The 18,128-nt window shown below is 71.4% G+C and carries 19 protein-coding genes; 5 read left to right on the top strand and 14 right to left on the bottom strand.

What is annotated here, in order from left to right:
- Positions 1-196: 196 nt before the first annotated feature.
- On the top strand, positions 197-925 hold the full coding sequence (locus RLT58_RS16390) for a phosphatase PAP2 family protein (RefSeq protein ID WP_311311131.1): 729 nt from the start codon (positions 197-199) through the stop codon (positions 923-925).
- A gap of 70 nt (positions 926-995) precedes the next feature.
- Here the strand turns inward: RLT58_RS16390 and RLT58_RS16385 are convergent, their stop codons facing one another.
- Together RLT58_RS16385 and RLT58_RS16380 are read right to left on the bottom strand one after the other, a co-directional pair.
- The gene (locus RLT58_RS16385) at positions 996-2,588 is read right to left on the bottom strand and encodes an FAD-binding oxidoreductase (protein ID WP_311311130.1); all 1,593 of its coding nucleotides are present in this window, start codon (positions 2,586-2,588) and stop codon (positions 996-998) included.
- A gap of 42 nt (positions 2,589-2,630) precedes the next feature.
- On the bottom strand, positions 2,631-2,819 hold the full coding sequence (locus RLT58_RS16380; RefSeq protein WP_311311129.1) for a hypothetical protein: 189 nt from the start codon (positions 2,817-2,819) through the stop codon (positions 2,631-2,633).
- A 131-nt stretch (positions 2,820-2,950) separates the two neighbouring features.
- On the opposite strand from RLT58_RS16380, the gene RLT58_RS16375 reads away from it, so the two are divergent.
- Both RLT58_RS16375 and RLT58_RS16370 read left to right on the top strand, forming a co-directional pair.
- Complete coding sequence (locus RLT58_RS16375) at positions 2,951-3,823, top strand: SCO4651 family lipoprotein (protein ID WP_311311128.1); 873 nt, start codon at positions 2,951-2,953, stop codon at positions 3,821-3,823.
- Between the two features lie 98 nt (positions 3,824-3,921).
- Positions 3,922-4,143, top strand: a complete 222-nt coding sequence (locus RLT58_RS16370) for a hypothetical protein (protein ID WP_311311127.1) — start codon at positions 3,922-3,924, stop codon at positions 4,141-4,143.
- Positions 4,144-4,194: 51 nt separating this feature from the next.
- On the opposite strand, the gene RLT58_RS16365 is transcribed toward RLT58_RS16370, so the two are convergent.
- On the bottom strand, positions 4,195-4,533 hold the full coding sequence (locus tag RLT58_RS16365; protein WP_311311126.1) for a metal-sensitive transcriptional regulator: 339 nt from the start codon (positions 4,531-4,533) through the stop codon (positions 4,195-4,197).
- 200 nt (positions 4,534-4,733) lie between these two features.
- Here RLT58_RS16365 and RLT58_RS16360 point away from each other — a divergent pair, with 200 nt between their 5' ends.
- The gene (locus RLT58_RS16360) at positions 4,734-5,354 is read left to right on the top strand and encodes a DUF47 domain-containing protein (protein WP_311311125.1); all 621 of its coding nucleotides are present in this window, start codon (positions 4,734-4,736) and stop codon (positions 5,352-5,354) included.
- A 5-nt stretch (positions 5,355-5,359) separates the two neighbouring features.
- A complete protein-coding gene (locus RLT58_RS16355) occupies positions 5,360-6,358 on the top strand; it encodes an inorganic phosphate transporter (RefSeq protein WP_311311124.1) in 999 nt (332 codons plus the stop codon).
- Positions 6,359-6,489: 131 nt separating this feature from the next.
- Here RLT58_RS16355 and pstB read toward each other — a convergent pair whose 3' ends face one another.
- The 11 genes from pstB to mshD form a co-directional block, all read right to left on the bottom strand.
- The gene (gene pstB, locus RLT58_RS16350; protein ID WP_311311123.1) at positions 6,490-7,266 is read right to left on the bottom strand and encodes a phosphate ABC transporter ATP-binding protein PstB; all 777 of its coding nucleotides are present in this window, start codon (positions 7,264-7,266) and stop codon (positions 6,490-6,492) included.
- Positions 7,267-7,289: 23 nt separating this feature from the next.
- Complete coding sequence (gene pstA, locus RLT58_RS16345; RefSeq protein WP_311311122.1) at positions 7,290-8,375, bottom strand: phosphate ABC transporter permease PstA; 1,086 nt, start codon at positions 8,373-8,375, stop codon at positions 7,290-7,292.
- Entirely contained in the window at positions 8,372-9,364 is a 993-nt protein-coding gene (pstC, locus tag RLT58_RS16340) for a phosphate ABC transporter permease subunit PstC (protein WP_311311121.1), read from the bottom strand. The genes pstA and pstC overlap by 4 nt, the downstream gene beginning before the upstream one ends.
- A 159-nt stretch (positions 9,365-9,523) precedes the next feature.
- On the bottom strand, positions 9,524-10,663 hold the full coding sequence (gene pstS, locus RLT58_RS16335) for a phosphate ABC transporter substrate-binding protein PstS (protein WP_311311120.1): 1,140 nt from the start codon (positions 10,661-10,663) through the stop codon (positions 9,524-9,526).
- Between the two features lie 236 nt (positions 10,664-10,899).
- Positions 10,900-11,313: an NUDIX hydrolase gene (locus tag RLT58_RS16330; RefSeq protein WP_311311119.1), complete on the bottom strand. Its 414-nt coding sequence runs from the start codon at positions 11,311-11,313 to the stop codon at positions 10,900-10,902.
- Positions 11,310-12,305, bottom strand: coding sequence for a CHAD domain-containing protein (locus RLT58_RS16325; RefSeq protein ID WP_311311118.1), 996 nt, complete (start codon positions 12,303-12,305; stop codon positions 11,310-11,312). The genes RLT58_RS16330 and RLT58_RS16325 overlap by 4 nt, the downstream gene beginning before the upstream one ends.
- Positions 12,292-14,547, bottom strand: coding sequence for an RNA degradosome polyphosphate kinase (locus tag RLT58_RS16320; protein ID WP_311311117.1), 2,256 nt, complete (start codon positions 14,545-14,547; stop codon positions 12,292-12,294). Before RLT58_RS16320 ends, RLT58_RS16325 begins: the two co-directional genes overlap by 14 nt.
- Positions 14,548-14,797: 250 nt before the next feature.
- A complete protein-coding gene (locus tag RLT58_RS16315; RefSeq protein WP_311311116.1) occupies positions 14,798-15,778 on the bottom strand; it encodes an ABC-2 membrane transporter-related protein in 981 nt (326 codons plus the stop codon).
- Positions 15,775-16,668 (bottom strand): ABC transporter ATP-binding protein, encoded by an 894-nt coding sequence (locus RLT58_RS16310; protein WP_311311115.1) that lies wholly within the window; start codon positions 16,666-16,668, stop codon positions 15,775-15,777. The genes RLT58_RS16315 and RLT58_RS16310 overlap by 4 nt, the downstream gene beginning before the upstream one ends.
- Positions 16,665-17,075 (bottom strand): GntR family transcriptional regulator, encoded by a 411-nt coding sequence (locus RLT58_RS16305; protein ID WP_311311114.1) that lies wholly within the window; start codon positions 17,073-17,075, stop codon positions 16,665-16,667. Before RLT58_RS16305 ends, RLT58_RS16310 begins: the two co-directional genes overlap by 4 nt.
- An 89-nt stretch (positions 17,076-17,164) precedes the next feature.
- Positions 17,165-18,103 (bottom strand): mycothiol synthase, encoded by a 939-nt coding sequence (gene mshD, locus RLT58_RS16300; RefSeq protein ID WP_311311113.1) that lies wholly within the window; start codon positions 18,101-18,103, stop codon positions 17,165-17,167.
- Positions 18,104-18,128 lie beyond the last annotated feature (25 nt).

Raw genomic sequence — 18,128 nt, 5'->3', positions numbered from 1 at the left:
AACGTCATAGTGATCATTCGGTGGAGAGTGGAACGTACGCACGGGACGCGTCGTTCTCTGTGGGGACCGGAGCACGCCGCCACCGACCTGGCGTCGCCCCGGACAATCGAGTGATCGAACCGGACACGGGGGTTCGTACATCGCGGTGCACATGGGCGTGCGCCGCAGCAGCAGACAAGGCAAGGGGCCGCGGCAGATGGCTGGACTCGCACTGGATGGGTCGAACCCCGATGTCAGCCTGCTCTACGACATCAACGGACTCGCCAAGTCCGCCCCCACCTGGTTCGACCGGGTCATGGAGTTCATCGGCGAGTACGGGATCATGCTCGGCATGGTCCTCGTGGTCCTGTGGTGCTGGTGGAGCGTCCGCCGGCGGGGCACGGCCGAGGACTCGGTGACGGCGGTGGCCGGCATCGTCTGGGCGCCGCTCGCCGCGGGTATCGCCCTGCTGGTCAACATCCCGATCCGCGGGTTCGTGGAGCGGCCGAGGCCGTTCAAGGACCACCAGGGACTGGACGTCCTGGTCGACGGGAAGAACGACTTCTCCTTCGTCAGCGACCACGCCACCATGGCGATGGCGCTCGGCGTCGCGCTCTTCGTGGCCAACCGCAAATTCGGCATCGCCGCGATCGGGCTCGCCCTGCTGGAGGGCTTCTGCCGGATCTACATGGGTGTGCACTACCCCACCGACGTCATCGGCGGCTTCGCCCTCGGCACGGCCGCCGCGCTGCTCCTCGCGCCGCTCGCCATGATGCTGCTGACCCCCCTGATGGGCGCCGTATCGCGGTCCGGCCGGGCGGGCCGGCTGGTGCGCTCGCGCCGGGCGGGCACGGCGGCGTCCGGCGGGAGCGGGGCGCTCGGCATCCCCGAGCCGCGGCCCGGTTCGGGCGGCGGCTCGGAGGGCGAGAAGGGCCTCGCGGCCTAGGGCGTGTCGTCGAACTGGCGTCGTCCGGACGCCCTTCGGGGACGACGCCAGTTCGACGACACGCCCTGGGTCAGAGCGCCTGCGGGTACGTGAAGAAGCCGTCCGGGTCGTACCGCTTCTTCACCTCTTCGAGCCGGTCCGATGCCGTGCCGAAGTACGCCTGCCGCCAGCCCGTCAGCGACGGGTCCGCGTAGTTCTGGTACGCGGCCCCGGAGGCGTAGGGCCGCATCGCCGCATGGATGTCTTTCAGCCACTTCTGCTGGGCGGTGCCCGGGGTGCCGGGGCGCCAGGCCCCGATGTACTGGGCGAGCATCCGTGAGCGCCGGTGGACGAAGGCCGTGGCCTGCGGGTCGACCCGGTTCACCGCCCCGCCCAGCGCGGTGAGCGCGACCGAGCCGCCGCCGCCCTGGTCCGGGGCGAGCCGGGTGAAGGCCGCGGTCCGGTCGAGCAGCGCCTGCACACCGGCCGGGGAGAGCGAGCGGTCGTAGAAGTCGGAGGCCGCCGCGTACGTCTCGCGCTGGAGCGTTCCCCGCGAGCTGCGGCCCGGAGTGGTGCCCGGGAGGTGGCACTGCTCGTCGGTGATGCCCGAGCAGCCCGCGTACACGAGCATCGCTTCCTGGTAGCTGCGCCGGCGCAGCGAGACGGAGGAGGCGGGGGCGCCGATCCGGTCGGCGAGGCGGTCGACGGCGTTCTGCAGATCGCCGTACGTGCCGACGCTGAACGCCGAGACCGACACCGTCGGGTTGCCGCCGCCCGGCCCCGCCGCGACATGCGCGGCCGACCAGATCTCGTCCGGCTGGTCCGGACCCCACTCCTGCCAGGCGGTGATGACGGCCTTGGCGCGCGACCACGGCCAGGACATGTAAGCGGTGACGGTCTGCGGGGCGGGCCGGGTGCGGAAGCGGAGTTCGGTGACGACGCCGAAGTTGCCGTTGCCCGCGCCGCGCAGCGCCCAGAAGAGGTCCGGGTGGTGCTTGGCGTCGGCGGTGAGCGTCTTGCCGTCGGCGGTGACGATCGTCGCTGCGGTCAGGCTGTCGCAGGTCAGGCCGTAGGCGCGGGAGGCGACGCCGTGGCCGCCGCCGAGGGTCAGCCCGGAGATCCCGACCGTGGGGCAGGAGCCGCCGGGGATCGTCAGGCCGTGGGCGGCGAACCCCTGGTAGACGCCGAGCAGCCGGGCGCCCGCGCCGATCGTGCCGTCCCGCTCGACCCGGGAGAGTGACGAGACGTCAAGGACCAGCCGCCCGTTGCCGCTCGACCAGCCCGCGTAGGAGTGGCCGCCGCTGCGGATGCTGACGGGCACCGCGCTGCGGCGGGCGAAGGCCAGGCACTCGCGGATGTCGGCCGCGTGGCGCACATAGGCGACCGCGGCCGGTTTCTGGCCGTCGAACCGGGTGTTGTAGAGCTGACGGGCGGTCGGATAGGCCGCGTCGTCCGGGCGTACGAGTGAACCGTCGAGGCTCTTCGCCAGCGCGGACCAGTCCGCCGGGACGGAAGAGGACTTCGACGGGGAGGGCGAGGCGGGCGGGGAAGAGGAGGGGGAGGCCGGGGTGGAGCCGGCGGTGGGGCTGCCGGAGTCCGGTCCGTCGCACGCGGTGGCGGTGAGTCCGGTGAGTACGGCGGCGGCGCCCGAGGTCAGGACGGTGCGCCGGTTCGGCAGGGTCATCGGTCCTCCGGAGTGGGGGGAGTGGAAGGGGAGGGCCGGGAATCAGGCCGTGGCGGCGCGGTGGTCGTCCGCGTCCGTGCGGGCCCGGTCGCGGGAGCGGCGGGCCGGTCCGGACCAGCCGCAGGAGCAGCGGGCGGTGCAGAACGAACCGCGCTCGACGGTGGTGGGTTCGTGGCCGGTCCCGCCCGGCGGACCGGCCGGCGGGACCTCGGGGATGTGTTGGTCGTACACGCGTCCACGGTACTGGGCGGGGCCGTCCGGCGGTGAGGGGTGTGCGAGCGGCGTTACGGGGGACAGGGGCCGTCGTTATGCGGAACGGGTGGGGGCTCGGGAAGCGGTAGGCCGTTGGGGGTTGGCAGGCGATGGTGGTGCAGCAGCACAGGTCCGGAGGCGGGGTGCGCGCTGTGCGCGCCCTCGCCGTGACGGTCGTGGTGGCGGCGGCCGCCGGGTGCGCCCCGGACGGCGGCGGTGACCGCACGGCCGCCGCCGCTGCCGACGACCGGGCCGGGGCCGCCGAGGTGGTGCGGCGCTCGGCGGCGGTGCTCACCGGGGCGGCGGCCGGGAGCGCGGAGGTGAGTACGTCGATGGAGACGGCGGCGGGCGGTACCCGGGTGACGATCCGGGGCAAGGGGACGTACGACTTCCGCGCCCGGTCCGGCCGGCTCAGGGTGGTGCTGCCGCCGGACGCCGCGGGCCAGGAGGAGCACCGGCCGATCACGGAACTGCTGGCGCCGGGCGCGCTGTACATGATGAACCGGGGTGCCGGGGTGCCCGCGGACAAGTGGGTGCGGATCGACACGACGGCCCTGGCGGACGGCAATCTGGTGACCGGCGGGGTGACCGATCCGATGGCGGCGGCGGAGCTGCTGCGCGGGGCGGGCGCGGTGACGTACGTCGGTGAGACGGATCTCGCCGGGGTCCGGGTGCGGCACTACCGGGGGACGACCGCGATCGGCACGGCCGCGCGCCGGGCGTCGGCCGCGTCGCGGGGGGCGCTGGCGGCGGCGGCGAAAGGGTTCAGCACGGACACGGTGCCGTTCGACGCGTATCTGGACGAGCAGGGGCGGCTGCGCAAGGTGCGCCACCGCTTCAGCTTCGCCAACGAGGGACCGGCGGTGGAGGTGGTGTCGACGACGCTGCTGTACGGGTTCGGGGTGCCGGTCTCCGTACCGCTGCCGGACGAGCGGGACATCTACACCGGTGAGATCGAACAGGGGCGGCGGGACTCCGCCTAGGCACATGGCGGGGGCGAAATGGTCCGTCCGTGCCATGCGCGGTGCGTGGTGCGCTCCCTACCCTAGGAAGTCGGCGACGGCAGTGAGAGGTGAGTGACGTGGTGACGCTCAGCGCACGGACCGTATCGGACCATGTGGCCCTCGCCGAGATCGAGCTCTGCGGGGAGCTGATGATCGCGGCGTCCGCGGCGATCGGGGAACGGCTCAGCGCGGACCGGATCGACGAGGTGCTCGATGTGAGAGTGAGCACGGAGGGCGGCGCGGCCGAGGCCGGCGCCGAACGCACCACCGTTCCCCGGCAGGGCGACCACCGGGGCTGACGGGGAAGCCGGGGTCTGCCTCCGTGCGGAGACGTACGGAAGGGTAGGGGCTCAGGTGCGCAGCAGGCGGGCGATGGCCTTGGTGGCCTCCTCGACCTTGGCGTCGATCTCCTCGCCGCCCTTGACGGCGGCATCGGCGACGCAGTGGCGCAGATGCTCCTCCAGCAGCTGGAGCGCGAAGGACTGGAGCGCCTTGGTGGACGCCGAGACCTGGGTGAGTATGTCGATGCAGTAGACGTCCTCGTCGACCATGCGCTGCAGGCCGCGGATCTGGCCCTCGATGCGGCGCAGGCGTTTGAGGTGCTCGGCCTTCTGGTGGTGGTAGCCGTGTATCCCTCGGTCGTGATCGGTGACGATCGTCTCGTCCCCGGTGGCCTCGGTGGTGGTCATTGCTGCCTCCCGTTATCCCTCTGCCCTGCCGTTTATATACCCCTGGTGGGTATATCCTAACGAATTCAGCTGAAACGTGACCGGGGCCCCGTGCTGATCACTGTGCCTGATGCGCGACACTGAAGAATGCCGGTTAGCCGTGGCCGGATGATGCGCCTAGCATCAGCCTGACCGAATCCAAAGCACCCCGAGGACCCCACGTGCGCTTTCGTCTGACCCCCAGGGAGACGAGCTTCTACGACATGTTCTCCGCATCCGCGGACAACATCGTCACGGGCTCGAAACTCCTGATGGAACTGCTCGGGGCGGATTCTGCCTCCCGAGTCGAGATCGCGGAGCGTATGCGGGCAGCGGAGCACGCGGGGGACGATGCCACCCACGCGATCTTCCACCAGCTGAACTCCTCATTCATCACGCCGTTCGACCGCGAGGACATTTACAACCTCGCGTCGTCGCTCGACGACATCATGGACTTCATGGAAGAGGCCGTCGACCTGGTCGTGCTGTATCAGGTGGAGGAGCTTCCCAAGGGTGTCGAGCAGCAGATCGAGGTGCTGGCGCGTGCGGCCGAGCTGACCGCCGAGGCCATGCCCGGACTGCGCACGATGGACAACCTCACCGAGTACTGGATCGAGGTCAACCGCCTGGAGAACCAGGCCGACCAGATCCACCGCAAGCTGCTCGCCCAGCTCTTCAACGGCAAGTACGACGCCATAGAGGTGCTGAAGCTCAAGCAGATCGTGGATGTGCTGGAAGAGGCTGCCGACGCGTTCGAGCACGTCGCGAACACGGTGGAGACCATCGCGGTCAAGGAGTCCTGAACCACGTGGACACCTTTGTACTGATCGTGACCATCGGCGTCGCGCTCGGCTTCACGTACACGAACGGCTTCCACGACTCGGCGAACGCCATCGCCACGTCGGTCTCCACCCGGGCGCTGACCCCGCGCGCGGCCCTGGCGATGGCGGCGGTGATGAACCTCGCCGGCGCGTTCCTCGGCAGCGGGGTCGCCAAGACCGTCAGTGAGGGTCTGATCGCGACGCCCGAGGGCAACAAGGGGATGGGCATCCTCTTCGCCGCGCTCGTCGGCGCGGTCATCTGGAACCTGGTGACCTGGTACTTCGGGCTGCCGTCGTCGTCCTCGCACGCCCTGTTCGGCGGGATGGTCGGTGCCGCGCTGGCCGGCGGGACGCTGGTGCACTGGGACGGGGTGCTCGACAAGGTCGTCATCCCGATGTTCATCTCGCCGGTGATCGGCCTGGTGGTCGGTTATCTGGTGATGGTCGCCATCATGTGGATGTTCCGGAAGTCCAACCCGCACAAGGCCAAGCGCGGTTTCCGGATCGCGCAGACGGTGTCGGCCGCGGGCATGGCGCTGGGCCACGGTCTGCAGGACGCGCAGAAGACGATGGGCATCGTGGTGATGGCGCTGGTCATCGCCGATGTGGAGTCCCCGAGCGACCCGATCCCGGTCTGGGTGAAGCTGGTCTGCGCGCTGATGCTCTCGCTGGGTACGTACGCGGGCGGCTGGCGCATCATGCGGACGCTCGGCCGCAAGATCATCGAGCTGGACCCGCCGCAGGGGTTCGCCGCCGAGACGACGGGGGCCTCGATCATGTTCGGCTCCGCGTTCCTCTTCCACGCGCCGATCTCGACGACGCATGTGATCACCTCGGCCATCATGGGTGTCGGCGCCACGAAGCGGGTGAACGCCGTGCGGTGGGGTGTCGCGAAGAACATCATTCTCGGCTGGTTCATCACCATGCCGGCGGCCGCGCTGGTCGCCGCCGCGAGCTACGGGATCGTCGCGCTGCTGTTCGGCTGACGGCGGTCGCACGCGTGTGATGCGGGTCCGCCCCGCTCTCCTCCCGGAGAGCGGGGCGGACCCTTCGCCTTGTGGTGGCACCGCCATGCAGCACCCCAAGGCCGTCTGAGGGGGACCGGTCCCGGGACCGGTCAGCCGAAGCGGCCGGAGATGTAGTCCTCGGTGGCCTGGACCGACGGGTTGGAGAAGATCCGTTCCGTCTCGTCTATCTCGATGAGCTTGCCGGGCATGCCGACCGCCGCGAGGTTGAAGAACGCCGTGCGGTCCGAGACCCGGGCCGCCTGCTGCATGTTGTGCGTCACGATGACGATCGTGAAGCGCTCCTTCAGCTCGCCGACCAGGTCCTCGATCGCGAGGGTGGAGATCGGGTCGAGGGCGGAGCAGGGCTCGTCCATCAGCAGGACGTCGGGCTCGACCGCGATGGCGCGGGCGATGCACAGCCGCTGCTGCTGACCGCCGGAGAGACCGGAGCCGGGCTTGTTCAGCCGGTCCTTGACCTCGTTCCACAGGTTCGCGCCGCGCAGCGACTTCTCCACGATGTCGTTGAGCGCGCTCTTGCGGTACGAGCCGTTCAGCCGCAGGCCCGCCGCGACGTTGTCGAAGATCGACATGGTGGGGAACGGGTTCGGGCGCTGGAAGACCATGCCCACCGTGCGGCGCACGGTGACCGGGTCGACGTTCGTCCCGTACAGGTTCTCGTCGTCCAGCAGCACCTTGCCCTCGACGCGGCCGCCGGGGGTGACCTCGTGCATCCGGTTCAGGGTGCGCAGGAAGGTGGACTTGCCGCAGCCGGACGGGCCGATGAAGGCGGTCACCGAGCGGGGTTCCACGGTCATGGAGATGTCGTCGATCGCCTTGTGGCTGCCGTAGTAGGCCGACAGACCACTGATGTCGATGCGCTTGGCCATCTGAATCACTGCTTTCCGCCGGCTCAGCGGCCGGTCTTCGGGGCCTTCCAGCGGGCGATGCCGCGGGCCACCAGATTGAGGATCATGACGAAGGCGATCAGGACCAGTGCGGCGGCCCAGGCGCGGTCGTAGGACGCGGCCTCACCGATCTTGTACTGCTCGTAGATGTAGAACGGCAGCGACGACTGGGCGCCTTCGAAGGGGTTCGGGTTGATCAGCTGACTGCCGAAGACCAGCAGGATGATCGGCGCGGTCTCTCCGGCGATGCGGGCGATGGCCAGCATGACGCCGGTGGCGATGCCGCCGATCGCGGTCGGCAGGACCACCTTCAGGATGGTGCGCCACTTCGGGATGCCGAGGGCGAGGGAGGCCTCGCGGAGCTCGTTGGGAACGAGCTTGAGCATCTCCTCGGTGGAGCGGACCACGACGGGGATCATCAGGATCGTCAGGGCCAGCGCGCCCATCAGACCGGAGGGCTCCAGCCCCGCGATCAGCATGATCGAGAGGATGAACAGACCGGCCACGATGGACGGGATGCCCGTCATCACGTCGACGAAGAAGGTGACGGCCCGGGCGAGCGCGCCCTTGCCGTACTCCACCAGGTAGACCGCGGTGAGCAGGCCGAGCGGGGCGGAGATCGCGGTCGCGATGCCGACCTGCTCCAGGGTGCCGATCAGGGCGTGGTAGACACCGCCGCTGGCCTCGGGCCCGAGGACGCCGGCCATCGAGTGGGTCAGGAAGTAGCCGTCCAGTCGCTCCGAGCCTCGGCTGATGGTCGTCCAGAGCAGCGAGGCGAGCGGGACGACGGCGAGCAGGAAGCAGACCCAGACGAGGCTGGTGGCGAGGCGGTCCCTGGCCTGGCGCTGGTTCTCCACGACGCTGGTGACGACGTACGAGATCACCAGGAAGAACAGCGCGGAGACCAGGCCCCACTGGACGCGGCTCTGCCAGCCGGCCGCCAGGCTGAGGCCGACGCCCAGGACGATCCCGGCGGCGGCGAAGCCGAGCGGGGCCAGGCGGGGCAGGGTGCGGCTGCTGAGGCTGTTGCCCGGCGAGGGCGGCGTCGGCGTCGGGCGGTCCTGGACGCCGGTGGATGCTGCGTGGCTCATGCGTTGGCCCCCGAGTACTCCTTGCGGCGGGCGATGATGAGCCGCGCGGCGCCGTTGACCAGCAGGGTGAGGACGAAGAGGACCAGGCCGGAGGCGATCAGGGCGTCCCGCCCGAACGCGTCGGCCTCGCCGAACTTCGCGGCGATGTTCTGGGCGAACGTCCCGCCGCCCGGGTTGAGCACGTGCAGCGAGATGAGGAAGTTCGGCGACAGGACCGTGGCGACGGCCATCGTCTCGCCGAGCGCGCGGCCGAGGCCGAGCATGGAGGCGGAGATCACGCCGGAGCGGCCGAACGGCAGCACCGAGAGGCGGATGACCTCCCAGCGGGTGGCGCCGAGGGCGAGCGCGGCCTCCTCGTTCATCCTCGGGACCTGGAGGAACACCTCGCGGCTGACACTGGTCACGATCGGCAGGATCATGATCGCGAGCAGGATGCCGACGGTGAAGAGCGAGCGGGCGACGCCGATCTCGGTCTTCTCGAAGATGTACGTCCAGCCGAAGAACTGGTCGAGCCAGAGGTTCAGACCCTCCAGGTACGGCACCAGGACGAGCGCGCCCCAGATGCCGTAGACGATGCTGGGCACCGCGGCGAGCAGATCGATGACGTACGCGATCGGACCGGCCAGCTTGCGCGGGGCGTAGTGCGAGATGAACAGGGCGATGCCGACAGCGATCGGAACCGCGATGACCATCGCGATGATCGAGCTGACGACGGTCCCGAAGAGCAGGATGGCGATGCCGAAGACGGGCGGGTCACCGGCCGGGTTCCAGTCGAAGGTGGTGAAGAAGTTGCCTTCGTCCTTGGAGATGGCGATCGCGGCGCGGTACGTGAGGAACACGGCGATCGACGCCATGATCACGAGCAGCAGGATGCCGGAGCCGCGGGAGAGCCCCAGGAAGATCCTGTCTCCGGCGCGGCCCGTCGACCGGGGGCGGGAGCGCCCGCCCGGCGGGGCCGGTGGAGTTTCTATCTGTGTGGTGGAAGCCATGGTCTTTCCGGTCTGTGTGGGGGAGCGGGGGCTCCCCTGGCGGCGGTGCACCGGATGGGGCTGGGTGGCGGGCCGGTCCGGAGGGGTGCACCGGACCGGCCGCCTTCTTCGTCGTGCGCTGTGCGTGGTTCGCCGTGCGCGTCGAGCGGGGTGTTCTCGTTACGAGAGGCCGGCGACCGTCTCGCGGACCTTGGCGTTGATCGCCTCGGGGATCGGGGCGTAGCCGGCCTCGGTCAGGAGCTTCTGGCCGTCCGCCGAGGCGGTGTAGGTCAGGAAGGACTTGACCGTGCCGAGGGTGTCGGCCTTGTTGCCGGTGTCGCAGACGACCTCGTAGGTCACCAGGACGAGCGGGTAGGCGCCCTCGGCCTTGGTGGTGTAGTCGAGGTCGAGCGCCAGGTCCTTGCCGGTGCCCTTGACCTTGGCGGCGGCGATGGCCTTGGAGGCGTTCTCCGAGGAGGCCTTGACCGGGGCGGCGCCGCCGGTGTTGATGTCGACCGTGGTGATCTGCTGCGAGGTGGCGTACGACAGCTCGAAGTAGCCGATCGAACCGTCGACCTGCTTCACCTGGGTGGCGACACCGGACGAGGCGGTCGCGCCCTGGCCACCGGGGGCCGGCCACTTCTTCTCGGCCTCGTACTTCCAGTCGGCCGGGGCCGCGGCGGAGAGGTACTTGCCGAGGTTCTGCGTGGTGCCGGAGTCCTCGGAGCGGTGGAAGGGCTGGATCGCCTTGTCCGGGAGCTTGGCGTCGGGGTTGAGCTTGGCGATCGCCGGGTCGTTCCACTTCTTGATCTTCGTGTCGAAGATCTTGGCGAGGGTCGGGGCGTCCAGCGTCAGGCTGTCGACGCCGTCGAGGTGGAAGCCGATCGCGATCGGGCCGCCGACCATCGGGAGGTTGATGCCCTGGCCGGACTTGCAGATCTTCTTCGAGTCGGCGACCTCTTCGGGCTTCAGCGCCGAGTCGGAGCCGGCGAAGCCGACGGTGCCCTGGTTGAAGGCGACGATGCCCTCGCCGGACGAGGAGGAGTTGTAGTTGATCTCCACGCCGGAGCAGGCGGCCATGTACTCCTTGACCCAGAGGTCCATGGCGTTCTTCTGCGCGCTGGAGCCGGAGGCCCGCAGCTGGCCCTTGGCGCCGTCGCACTTGACGTTCGACGCGGCCTTGGTCTGGCCACCGCCGCTGCCACCGCTGTCGCCGCCGCTGTTGTTGTCCGAACCGCACGCCGTGAGGACCAGGGCGCCGGAGACGGCGAGGGCACCGAGCGCGGTGGCACGAAGCCGGTTCTTGCGCTGAAGCTTCACTTTCGGGTGTTCCTTCCAGGAGCCGCCGAGGTGTCTTTGCGTTCTACGACGGCGTGCAGGTGATGGGTGGTGCGGAAGTCGTGGCCGGTGCGGTGTGTGCCGCGCACCGTGCACTGCCGAAATTAGGCAGAACAGGTGAAGCGGTTTGCGGGGGTGGGTGAACGGGAGGTGAACCGTGTCGGGCGGCCTGGTTCCGTACCGCGCGGTGCACCTGTCCCGGGGCTTTCCGGACGGACCTACGCCTGCGGCAGGGTCCCGAGCGCCGCGTCCAGCAGCTCGCGGTCGCGGGGCTGGGTCAGCCGGTCGCGGGCGGCAGCCGGCGCCAGCCACAGCACGTCGTCCACCTCGTCGTTCGGGACGAAGGAGCCCGCGGTCGCCTCGGCGGACCAGTAGGTGACCTCCTTCGGGCGGCCGTTCGCGACATACCGGACCAGGGGGAGCACGGGACCCGGCACACAGTGGTGGCCCGTCTCCTCCAGGACCTCGCGCAGCGCCGCGTCCCGGGGGGACTCGCCGCGCTTCAGCTTGCCCTTGGGGAACGACCAGTCGTCGTAACGCGGCCGGTGGACGAGGCAGAGTTCCACGCCCCCGGCGGACGCGGGCGGGCGGCGCCACAGGACGCAGCCCGCCGCCCGCACCGTGCCGCTCACGGCCGGGCCACGCCCGCCGTGGCGTACGGCCAGCTCTCGCGGAACACCGCGCGCGCCGCCTCCACCTCATGGCGCTGGTCGGCGTGGAGCACCCCCAGGGCGTACGCCGTCGTCGGCGCGATCCGGGGGGTGCGGGCCGCCGCTGCCGCCGCGGCTGCCGCCTCCGCCGCGTCCCGGTGCAGATCGAGGGCGTGCCCCGGCCCGGCCAGCACCGGATCGGGGGCGCCGTGCACCACCTCGTGGGCGTACCGGTGCAGCCGCAGCAGCAGCCGGGTCTGGTGCCAGGGCGCGTCGTGCGCCTCGTTGTACGGCTCCGCCGCCTCGTCGGAGGGGAGCGCCGCCACCGCGCCGAGCAGCCGCTGCTCCGCCCGGTCGGCGGGTTCGCGCAGCAGCTCGCCGGCCGGTCCGCCCGCCTCGTCGGAGAGCGGGACCTCGGAGGCCAGCAGCGCGACGGCGTCGGCCACCGCGTGGAAGCGGGAGGAGCCGAGGGCCTGGAGGGCGGCGGAGTGCGCCCGGGTCCGGGCGAGGGTCAGCTGTCTCTCCAGCAGGGCGCCGGCCCGTGCCGCGCCGACCCCGAGGACGGCGCGCTCCTTGTCGGCGGGGGCGGCGGGACCTGAGCCGGTGCGGGCGGCGGGCAGGGCGGCGCCCGACAGCCCGTGCAGCGCTTCGAGGAGCCGGGTCAGCCGCTCCGCGTAGGCGTGCTCGCGGGCGAGCGTGCCGGACAGCCAGGCCAGTTCCGTCCGCAGCTGCTCGGCCCAGTGCGGGTCGAGCACCGCCCGGAAGGTGTGCAGGGTGCCGCCGATCCGGCGGGACGAGCGGCGCAGCGCCCCGACGGCCTGTTCGGCGGCCTGGGACCCGGCGTCCGTGGGAGCGCTGTTCTCGCGGTGCAGACGCAGGCTGCGCAGGAAGTCCGCGGCCCGGTCCCTGAGGTACGGGGCGAGCACCGCCGCCGCGGTCGGGCCGGCCTGGGTCTGGTGGTCAGGGCGTCGCACGCCTGCGCCTCCGGGCGTCAATGAGCATTTCCTGTACGTGCCGCAGGGGCTTGCCCTCCGCGTCCGTGGCGTGCCGGGTCCAGTTCCCGTCGGGGCCCAGGTGCCAGGAGGAGGTGGTGTCGGACATACCGGTCTCCAGGAGCCGGCTGAGCGCGGCCCGGTGGGCGGGGTCGGTGACCCGGACCAGTGCCTCGATGCGGCGGTCGAGGTTGCGGTGCATCATGTCGGCGCTGCCGAACCAGACCTCGGGCTCGCCGCCGTTGCCGAACGAGAAGACCCGGGAGTGTTCGAGGAAGCGGCCCAGTATCGAGCGGACCCGGACGTTCTCCGAGAGACCGGTGACGCCGGGGCGTATCGCGCAGATGCCGCGCACCCAGATGTCGACGGGCACCCCGGCCTGCGCGGCCCGGTAGCAGGCGTCGATGATCGCTTCGTCGACCATCGAGTTGACCTTGATGCGTACGTAGGCGGGCCGCCCGGCCCGCTGGTGCGCGATCTCCTTGTTGATCCGGGCGATCAGCCCGTCGCGCAGCGACTTCGGGGCGACCAGCAGCCGGCGGTAGGTCTCGCGGCGGGAGTAGCCGGAGAGCCGGTTGAAGAGGTCGGAGAGGTCCGCGCCGACCTGCGGGTCGGCGGTGAGCAGGCCGAGGTCCTCGTACAGCCGGGCCGTCTTGGGGTGGTAGTTGCCCGTGCCGACGTGCGAGTAGCGGCGCAGGGTGTCGCCCTCCTGGCGGACGACGAGGGAGAGCTTGCAGTGCGTCTTCAGGCCGACGAGCCCGTAGACGACATGGCAGCCCGCCTCCTCCAGCTTGCGCGCCCACTTGATGTTGGCCTGCTCGTCGAAGCGGGCCTTGATCTCGACGAGGACGAGGACCTGCTTGCCGGACTCGGCGGCGTCGATGAGGGCGTCCACTATCGGCGAGTCGCCCGAGGTGCGGTACAGCGTCTGCTTGATCGCCAGGACGTCCGGGTCGCCCGCCGCCTGCTCCAGGAAGGCCTGCACGGAGGTGGAGAAGGAGTCGTACGGGTGGTGCAGCAGCACATCGCGTTCGCGCAGGGCGGCGAAGATGTCGGGCGCGGAGGCGGACTCCACCTCGGCGAGGTCGCGGTGGGTGCCCGCGATGAACTTGGGGAACTTCAGCTCCGGCCGGTCCAGCGACGCTATGCCGAACAGCCCGGTCAGATCGAGCGGGCCGGGCAGCGGGTAGACCTCGGCGTCGGACACCTTCAGCTCGCGGACCAGCAGGTCCAGGACGTACGGGTCGATGGACTCCTCGACCTCCAGGCGCACCGGCGGGCCGAAGCGGCGCCGCATGAGCTCCTTCTCCAGGGCCTGCAGGAGGTTCTCCGCGTCGTCCTCCTCGACCTCCAGGTCCTCGTTCCTGGTGACCCGGAACATGTGGTGGGCCAGGACCTCCATCCCCGGGAAGAGCTCCTCCAGGTGGGCGGCGATGACGTCCTCGATGGGGACGTAGCGCTGCGGGGAGGCCTCCAGGAAGCGGGTCAGCAGCGGCGGCACCTTGACCCGGGCGAAGTGGCGGTGGCCGCTGACCGGGTTGCGCACGACGACGGCGAGGTTGAGCGAGAGGCCGGAGATGTACGGGAAGGGGTGCGCCGGGTCGACGGCCAGGGGGGTCAGCACGGGGAAGACGCGCTGGCGGAAGAAGGTGAACAGGCGGGCCTGCTCCTTCTCGGTCAGCTCCGGCCAGCGGATCAGCTGGATGCCCTCGTCGGACAGGGCGGGGGCGACGTCCTGCTGGTAGCAGGCGGCGTGCCGGGCCATGAGCTCGCGCGAGCGGGTCCAGATCAGGTCGAGGACCTCGCGGGGCTGCAGACCGGACGCGGAACGGGTGGCCACCCCGGTCGCGATCCGGCGCTTGAGGCCCGCCACCCGGACCATGAAGAACTCGTCCAGGTTCGAGGCGAAGATGGCGAGGAAATTAGCCCGTTCGAGGAGGGGGGTCGAGGGGTCCTCGGCCAGTTCCAGCACCCGTTCGTTGAAGGCGAGCCAGCTGCGCTCCCGGTCCAGGAACCGGCCCTGGGGCAGCTCGTCGCCGTCGACGTCGGGCTCGTAGGCGTCGGCGTCGGCGTCGATGTCGGGGTCGAGATCGGCCGCCGTGGACAGGACGGCACCCCCGGCCGAGGGGGCGGCGACGGCATGCGGCCGGTGTGCGGCGAGGGAGCCGACGGACGGCTGGGCGGCGGGCTGGACCGGGACCTCGGAGCTGGGCTGCTGGCTCATGAGCCCATTGTTCCGCGCGGAGGGCTCCGGGGGCGCGTCGGAGGTGGTCGAGATCGCGGGGAGGGAGCGGTCGGAGCGCGTTCTGCCGGGATTTCTCCCGTTGCCGGGGGTCGGCACAGCTGGCTGCATTGTGAGAGCGTCGCAAGGGCGTCTGAATGCCCGGTAACGGTGACATGACATGCAGGAAGCGGTGTGGCCGTGTCCGGGTGCCGCTCCCGGCCCCGGACACGGCCTCGGGCCGCCTGCCGCCTCAGGCGTGGCGCCGGCGCAGCACCCGGAAGGCGAGGACCGCGGCCCCGGCCGCGAGGGCCAGCAGGACGGCGGTCTCGACGAGCTGGAGGGGCCAGAAGTGCGAGGCGGGGTGGTAGTCGGTGAAGTAGGTGACCCCGCCCCGGTCGGTGAGGCAGTCCGCGAAGTTCTCCGGGGTCCGGCCCGTCCCGAAGCAGTCCTTCCAGTAGAGCTCCTTGCCGGAGGGGGTGAGCATGCCCGTTTCGGTGTACCAGGAGTTCGGCTGCGGCTCCCTGCCGAGCGTGCGGGCGGTCGGCCAGAGTTCGTAGCGGCGCTTGGAGAACCCCAGCATGACCGTGCCCAGGACGAGGGCGGTGAGGCCCATCGACAGGAGGGTGCGGCGCACGAGCACGGCGAACAGGGCGCCGAGCGCCACGGCCAGCAGGGCGTAGCCGACGGCGACCGGGCCGAGGGCGGGGAAGACACCGCGCTGGGGCCAGTCGAGCCCGTAGGCGTTCGGGCCCTGCACGCCCGACCGGCCCCACCGGTAGACGAGCACCAGCACGGTCGTGCCTGCCGTCACCAGGGCCGCGGGCAGGGCGATCCGGGCCGCCAGCCACCGGGCGGGCGACATCGACTGGGCCCAGCCGAACCGGAACGTGCCGTTCTCCAGCTCGCGGGCGATCAGCGGACCCGCGACGAAGACGCCGATGAGCCCGGCGAGCCACAGGAGGGCGGTGCCGCCGTCCGCGAGGAAGGTCTCGGTGGAGGTACGGGCGTAGGTCGCCAGATATGTTCCGTCGCCGCAGCGGGTGGTGTCGCCGTCCGGGCAGCGTTCGTACGAGGAGGCGACCCAGATCCGGAGCGCCACCACGAAGGCGATGCCCAGGACCAGCAGCGCGCAGGCCGCCCACAGGGCACGGCGGTGCTGGCGGAGCAGGACCCGTACGGGGCCCCGCAGTTCGGCGGGCGTGAGACGGGTGCGCAGACCGGTGGCGCTCATGCGGCCACCTCCCGGCGGACGTCCGTACCCGGTGTGAGCAGCGCGGGCGCCTCCGGTGAGCGCAGATGCGCCAGCAGCAGTTCCTCCAGGGTCGGCGTGGCCGTCCGCCAGGCGGTGGGGTCCACCGGGCCCCGCGTGCGGACGAGTGCGGTCAGCTGCCGGCCCGTGGTGCGGGACTCGACCACGGTGTGCGGGGCGAGGTCCTGTACGGGGCCGGTGAGCAGGGCGTGCGCGGCGAGCAGGTCGTCCGTCTCGCCGCCGAGGCGGACGTGGCCGCCGTCGACGAGCAGGAGATGGTCGCAGGCGCCCTCCAGCTCGCTGAGGATGTGCGAGGACATCACGATGGTCGTGGCGTGCTCGGCGGCCTCGGCCATCAGCGCGCCCATCAGCCGGTGCCGGGCGAGCGGGTCGAGATCGGCCATCGGCTCGTCCAGCAGCAGGATCTCCGGCCGCTTGCCCAGCGCCAGGGCCAGCGCGAGCCGGGTGCGCTGCCCGCCGGACAGGGTGCGGACCTTCGCGTCGGCCGGGAGCGGTTCGGCGATGCGCTCCGCGGTCTCCCGGTCCCAGGTCGCGGGGTTCAGCTCGGCGCCCGCCCACAGCGTCTCGGCGACCGTCAACTGCGGGTACAGCGGCTTGTCCTGGGCCACATAGCCCATCCGGGCCCGGGCCTCGGCGGGCGTCGCGCCCAGCACCCGCAGCGCGCCCTCGGCCGGGCGAAGGAAGCCCGCGGCGAGGGCGAGCAGGGTGGACTTCCCCGCCCCGTTGGGGCCGACGAGCGCGCAGACGGCGCCGGCGGGCAGCCGGAACGAGCAGTCGCGCAGCGCCCACCCGCCGCCCCTGCTCCGGTATTTCATGCCGAGGCCGTCGGCCTCCAGCGCGGTCCCTGTCATCGTTCCCGGTCCCCCTCGAATGTGCTGTCCAGTACTGCGGTGAAGAGCGCGCTCACGTCGTCCTTGTCCAGGCCCGCCGAGCGGGCCCGGCGGGCCCAGTCGGCGAGTTCGGCGCGCAGCGGCGCGCCGTCGTCGGCGGCCGCGCCGCCGAGGGTCCCGGTGACGAAGGTGCCCAGGCCGCGCCGGCCCTCCACGAGGCCCTCGCGTTCCAGCTCCCGGTAGGCCTTGAGCACGGTGTTCGGGTTGATGGCGGTGGCCTCGACGACCTCCCTGGCGGTGGGCAGCCGGTCACCGGTCTTCAGCAGTCCCAGCCGCAGGGCCTGTTTGGTCTGCTGGACGATCTGGAGGTACGTGGCCACGCCGCTGCGCCGGTCGATACGGAACTCGACCGCTGCGGACTCTGCCATCTTCCACCCTTTCACTAGTTGAGTAGTGAAAGGGTGGCGCAAGTAAGGGGCGGCGTCAAGCGACGCCGCCCCCGGGGGAGTTGCCGGCCTCAGGACTCCGTGCGGTACATCAGGTCGACCTCATGGGTGACGAAGCCCATCCGCTCGTACACCGTCACGGCCGCGGTGTTGTCCGCGTCGACGTAGAGCATCGCGGTCGGCAGGCCCTCGGCGGCCAGGTGCCGCAGCCCGATCGCGGTGAGCGCCTTGCCGAGACCGCCGCCCTGCGCGTCGGGCCGGATGCCGACCACGTACACCTCGCCCAGCTGCTCCTCGGCGTGCACCTTCGTCCAGTGGAAGCCGACGAGCTCGGCGCCGCCGTCGGCGGTGGCGCGCTCGGCGAGGAAGAAGCCCTTCGGGTCGAACCACGGCTCGGCCTTGCGGTCGTCCAGGTCGCGCTGGGTCAGCGAGCCCTGCTCGGGGTGGTGGGCGAAGGCGGCGCTGTTCACGGCGAGCCAGGCGGCGTCGTCCCGGCCGGGGACGAAGGTGCGGACGGTGACGCCCTCGGGCAGAACCGGCTCCGCGATGTTCAGCGGGCTCAACGGGCGCCGCAGCTGCCGCAGTTCGCGGAAGAGCGAGAGCCCGAGGACCTGGGCGAGATGGCGCGCCGCCGAACGGCCGCCGTGCGCCCACACCCGCAGCCGCTTGCCGGTCGCGGCGAGCAGCGCCGAACCGAGCGCCCGCCCGTGCCCGTGCCCCCGGTGCGCGGGGTGCACGACCAGCTCGGCGGCCGGTGCCTCGACGGGGTCGGTGTCCTCCAGCTGCGCGTACCCGGCCAGCTCGCCCCCGGCGGTCAGCAGGAAGTGCCGCACGCCCTCCCGGTGCCCGCCCCGCAGCTGGAGCCGCCCCTGCTCGGACACGGCCTGCCTGCCGTCGGACCGCGCGGCCTCGGCGAGCAGCGCGAGGACGGCTTCGGCCTGGCCGGGGGAGAGGGTGTCGAGCGTCTGGATCTCGCGTCCGGGGGCGGGGAGGGGTACGTCAGTCGTCATGTCTACGAGCGTACGTGGCCCTCGG

The sequence above is a fragment of the Streptomyces sp. ITFR-16 genome, assembly GCF_031844705.1.
GTDB lineage: Bacteria > Actinomycetota > Actinomycetes > Streptomycetales > Streptomycetaceae > Streptomyces.
This window is presented reverse-complemented; position numbering and strand designations above follow the sequence as displayed.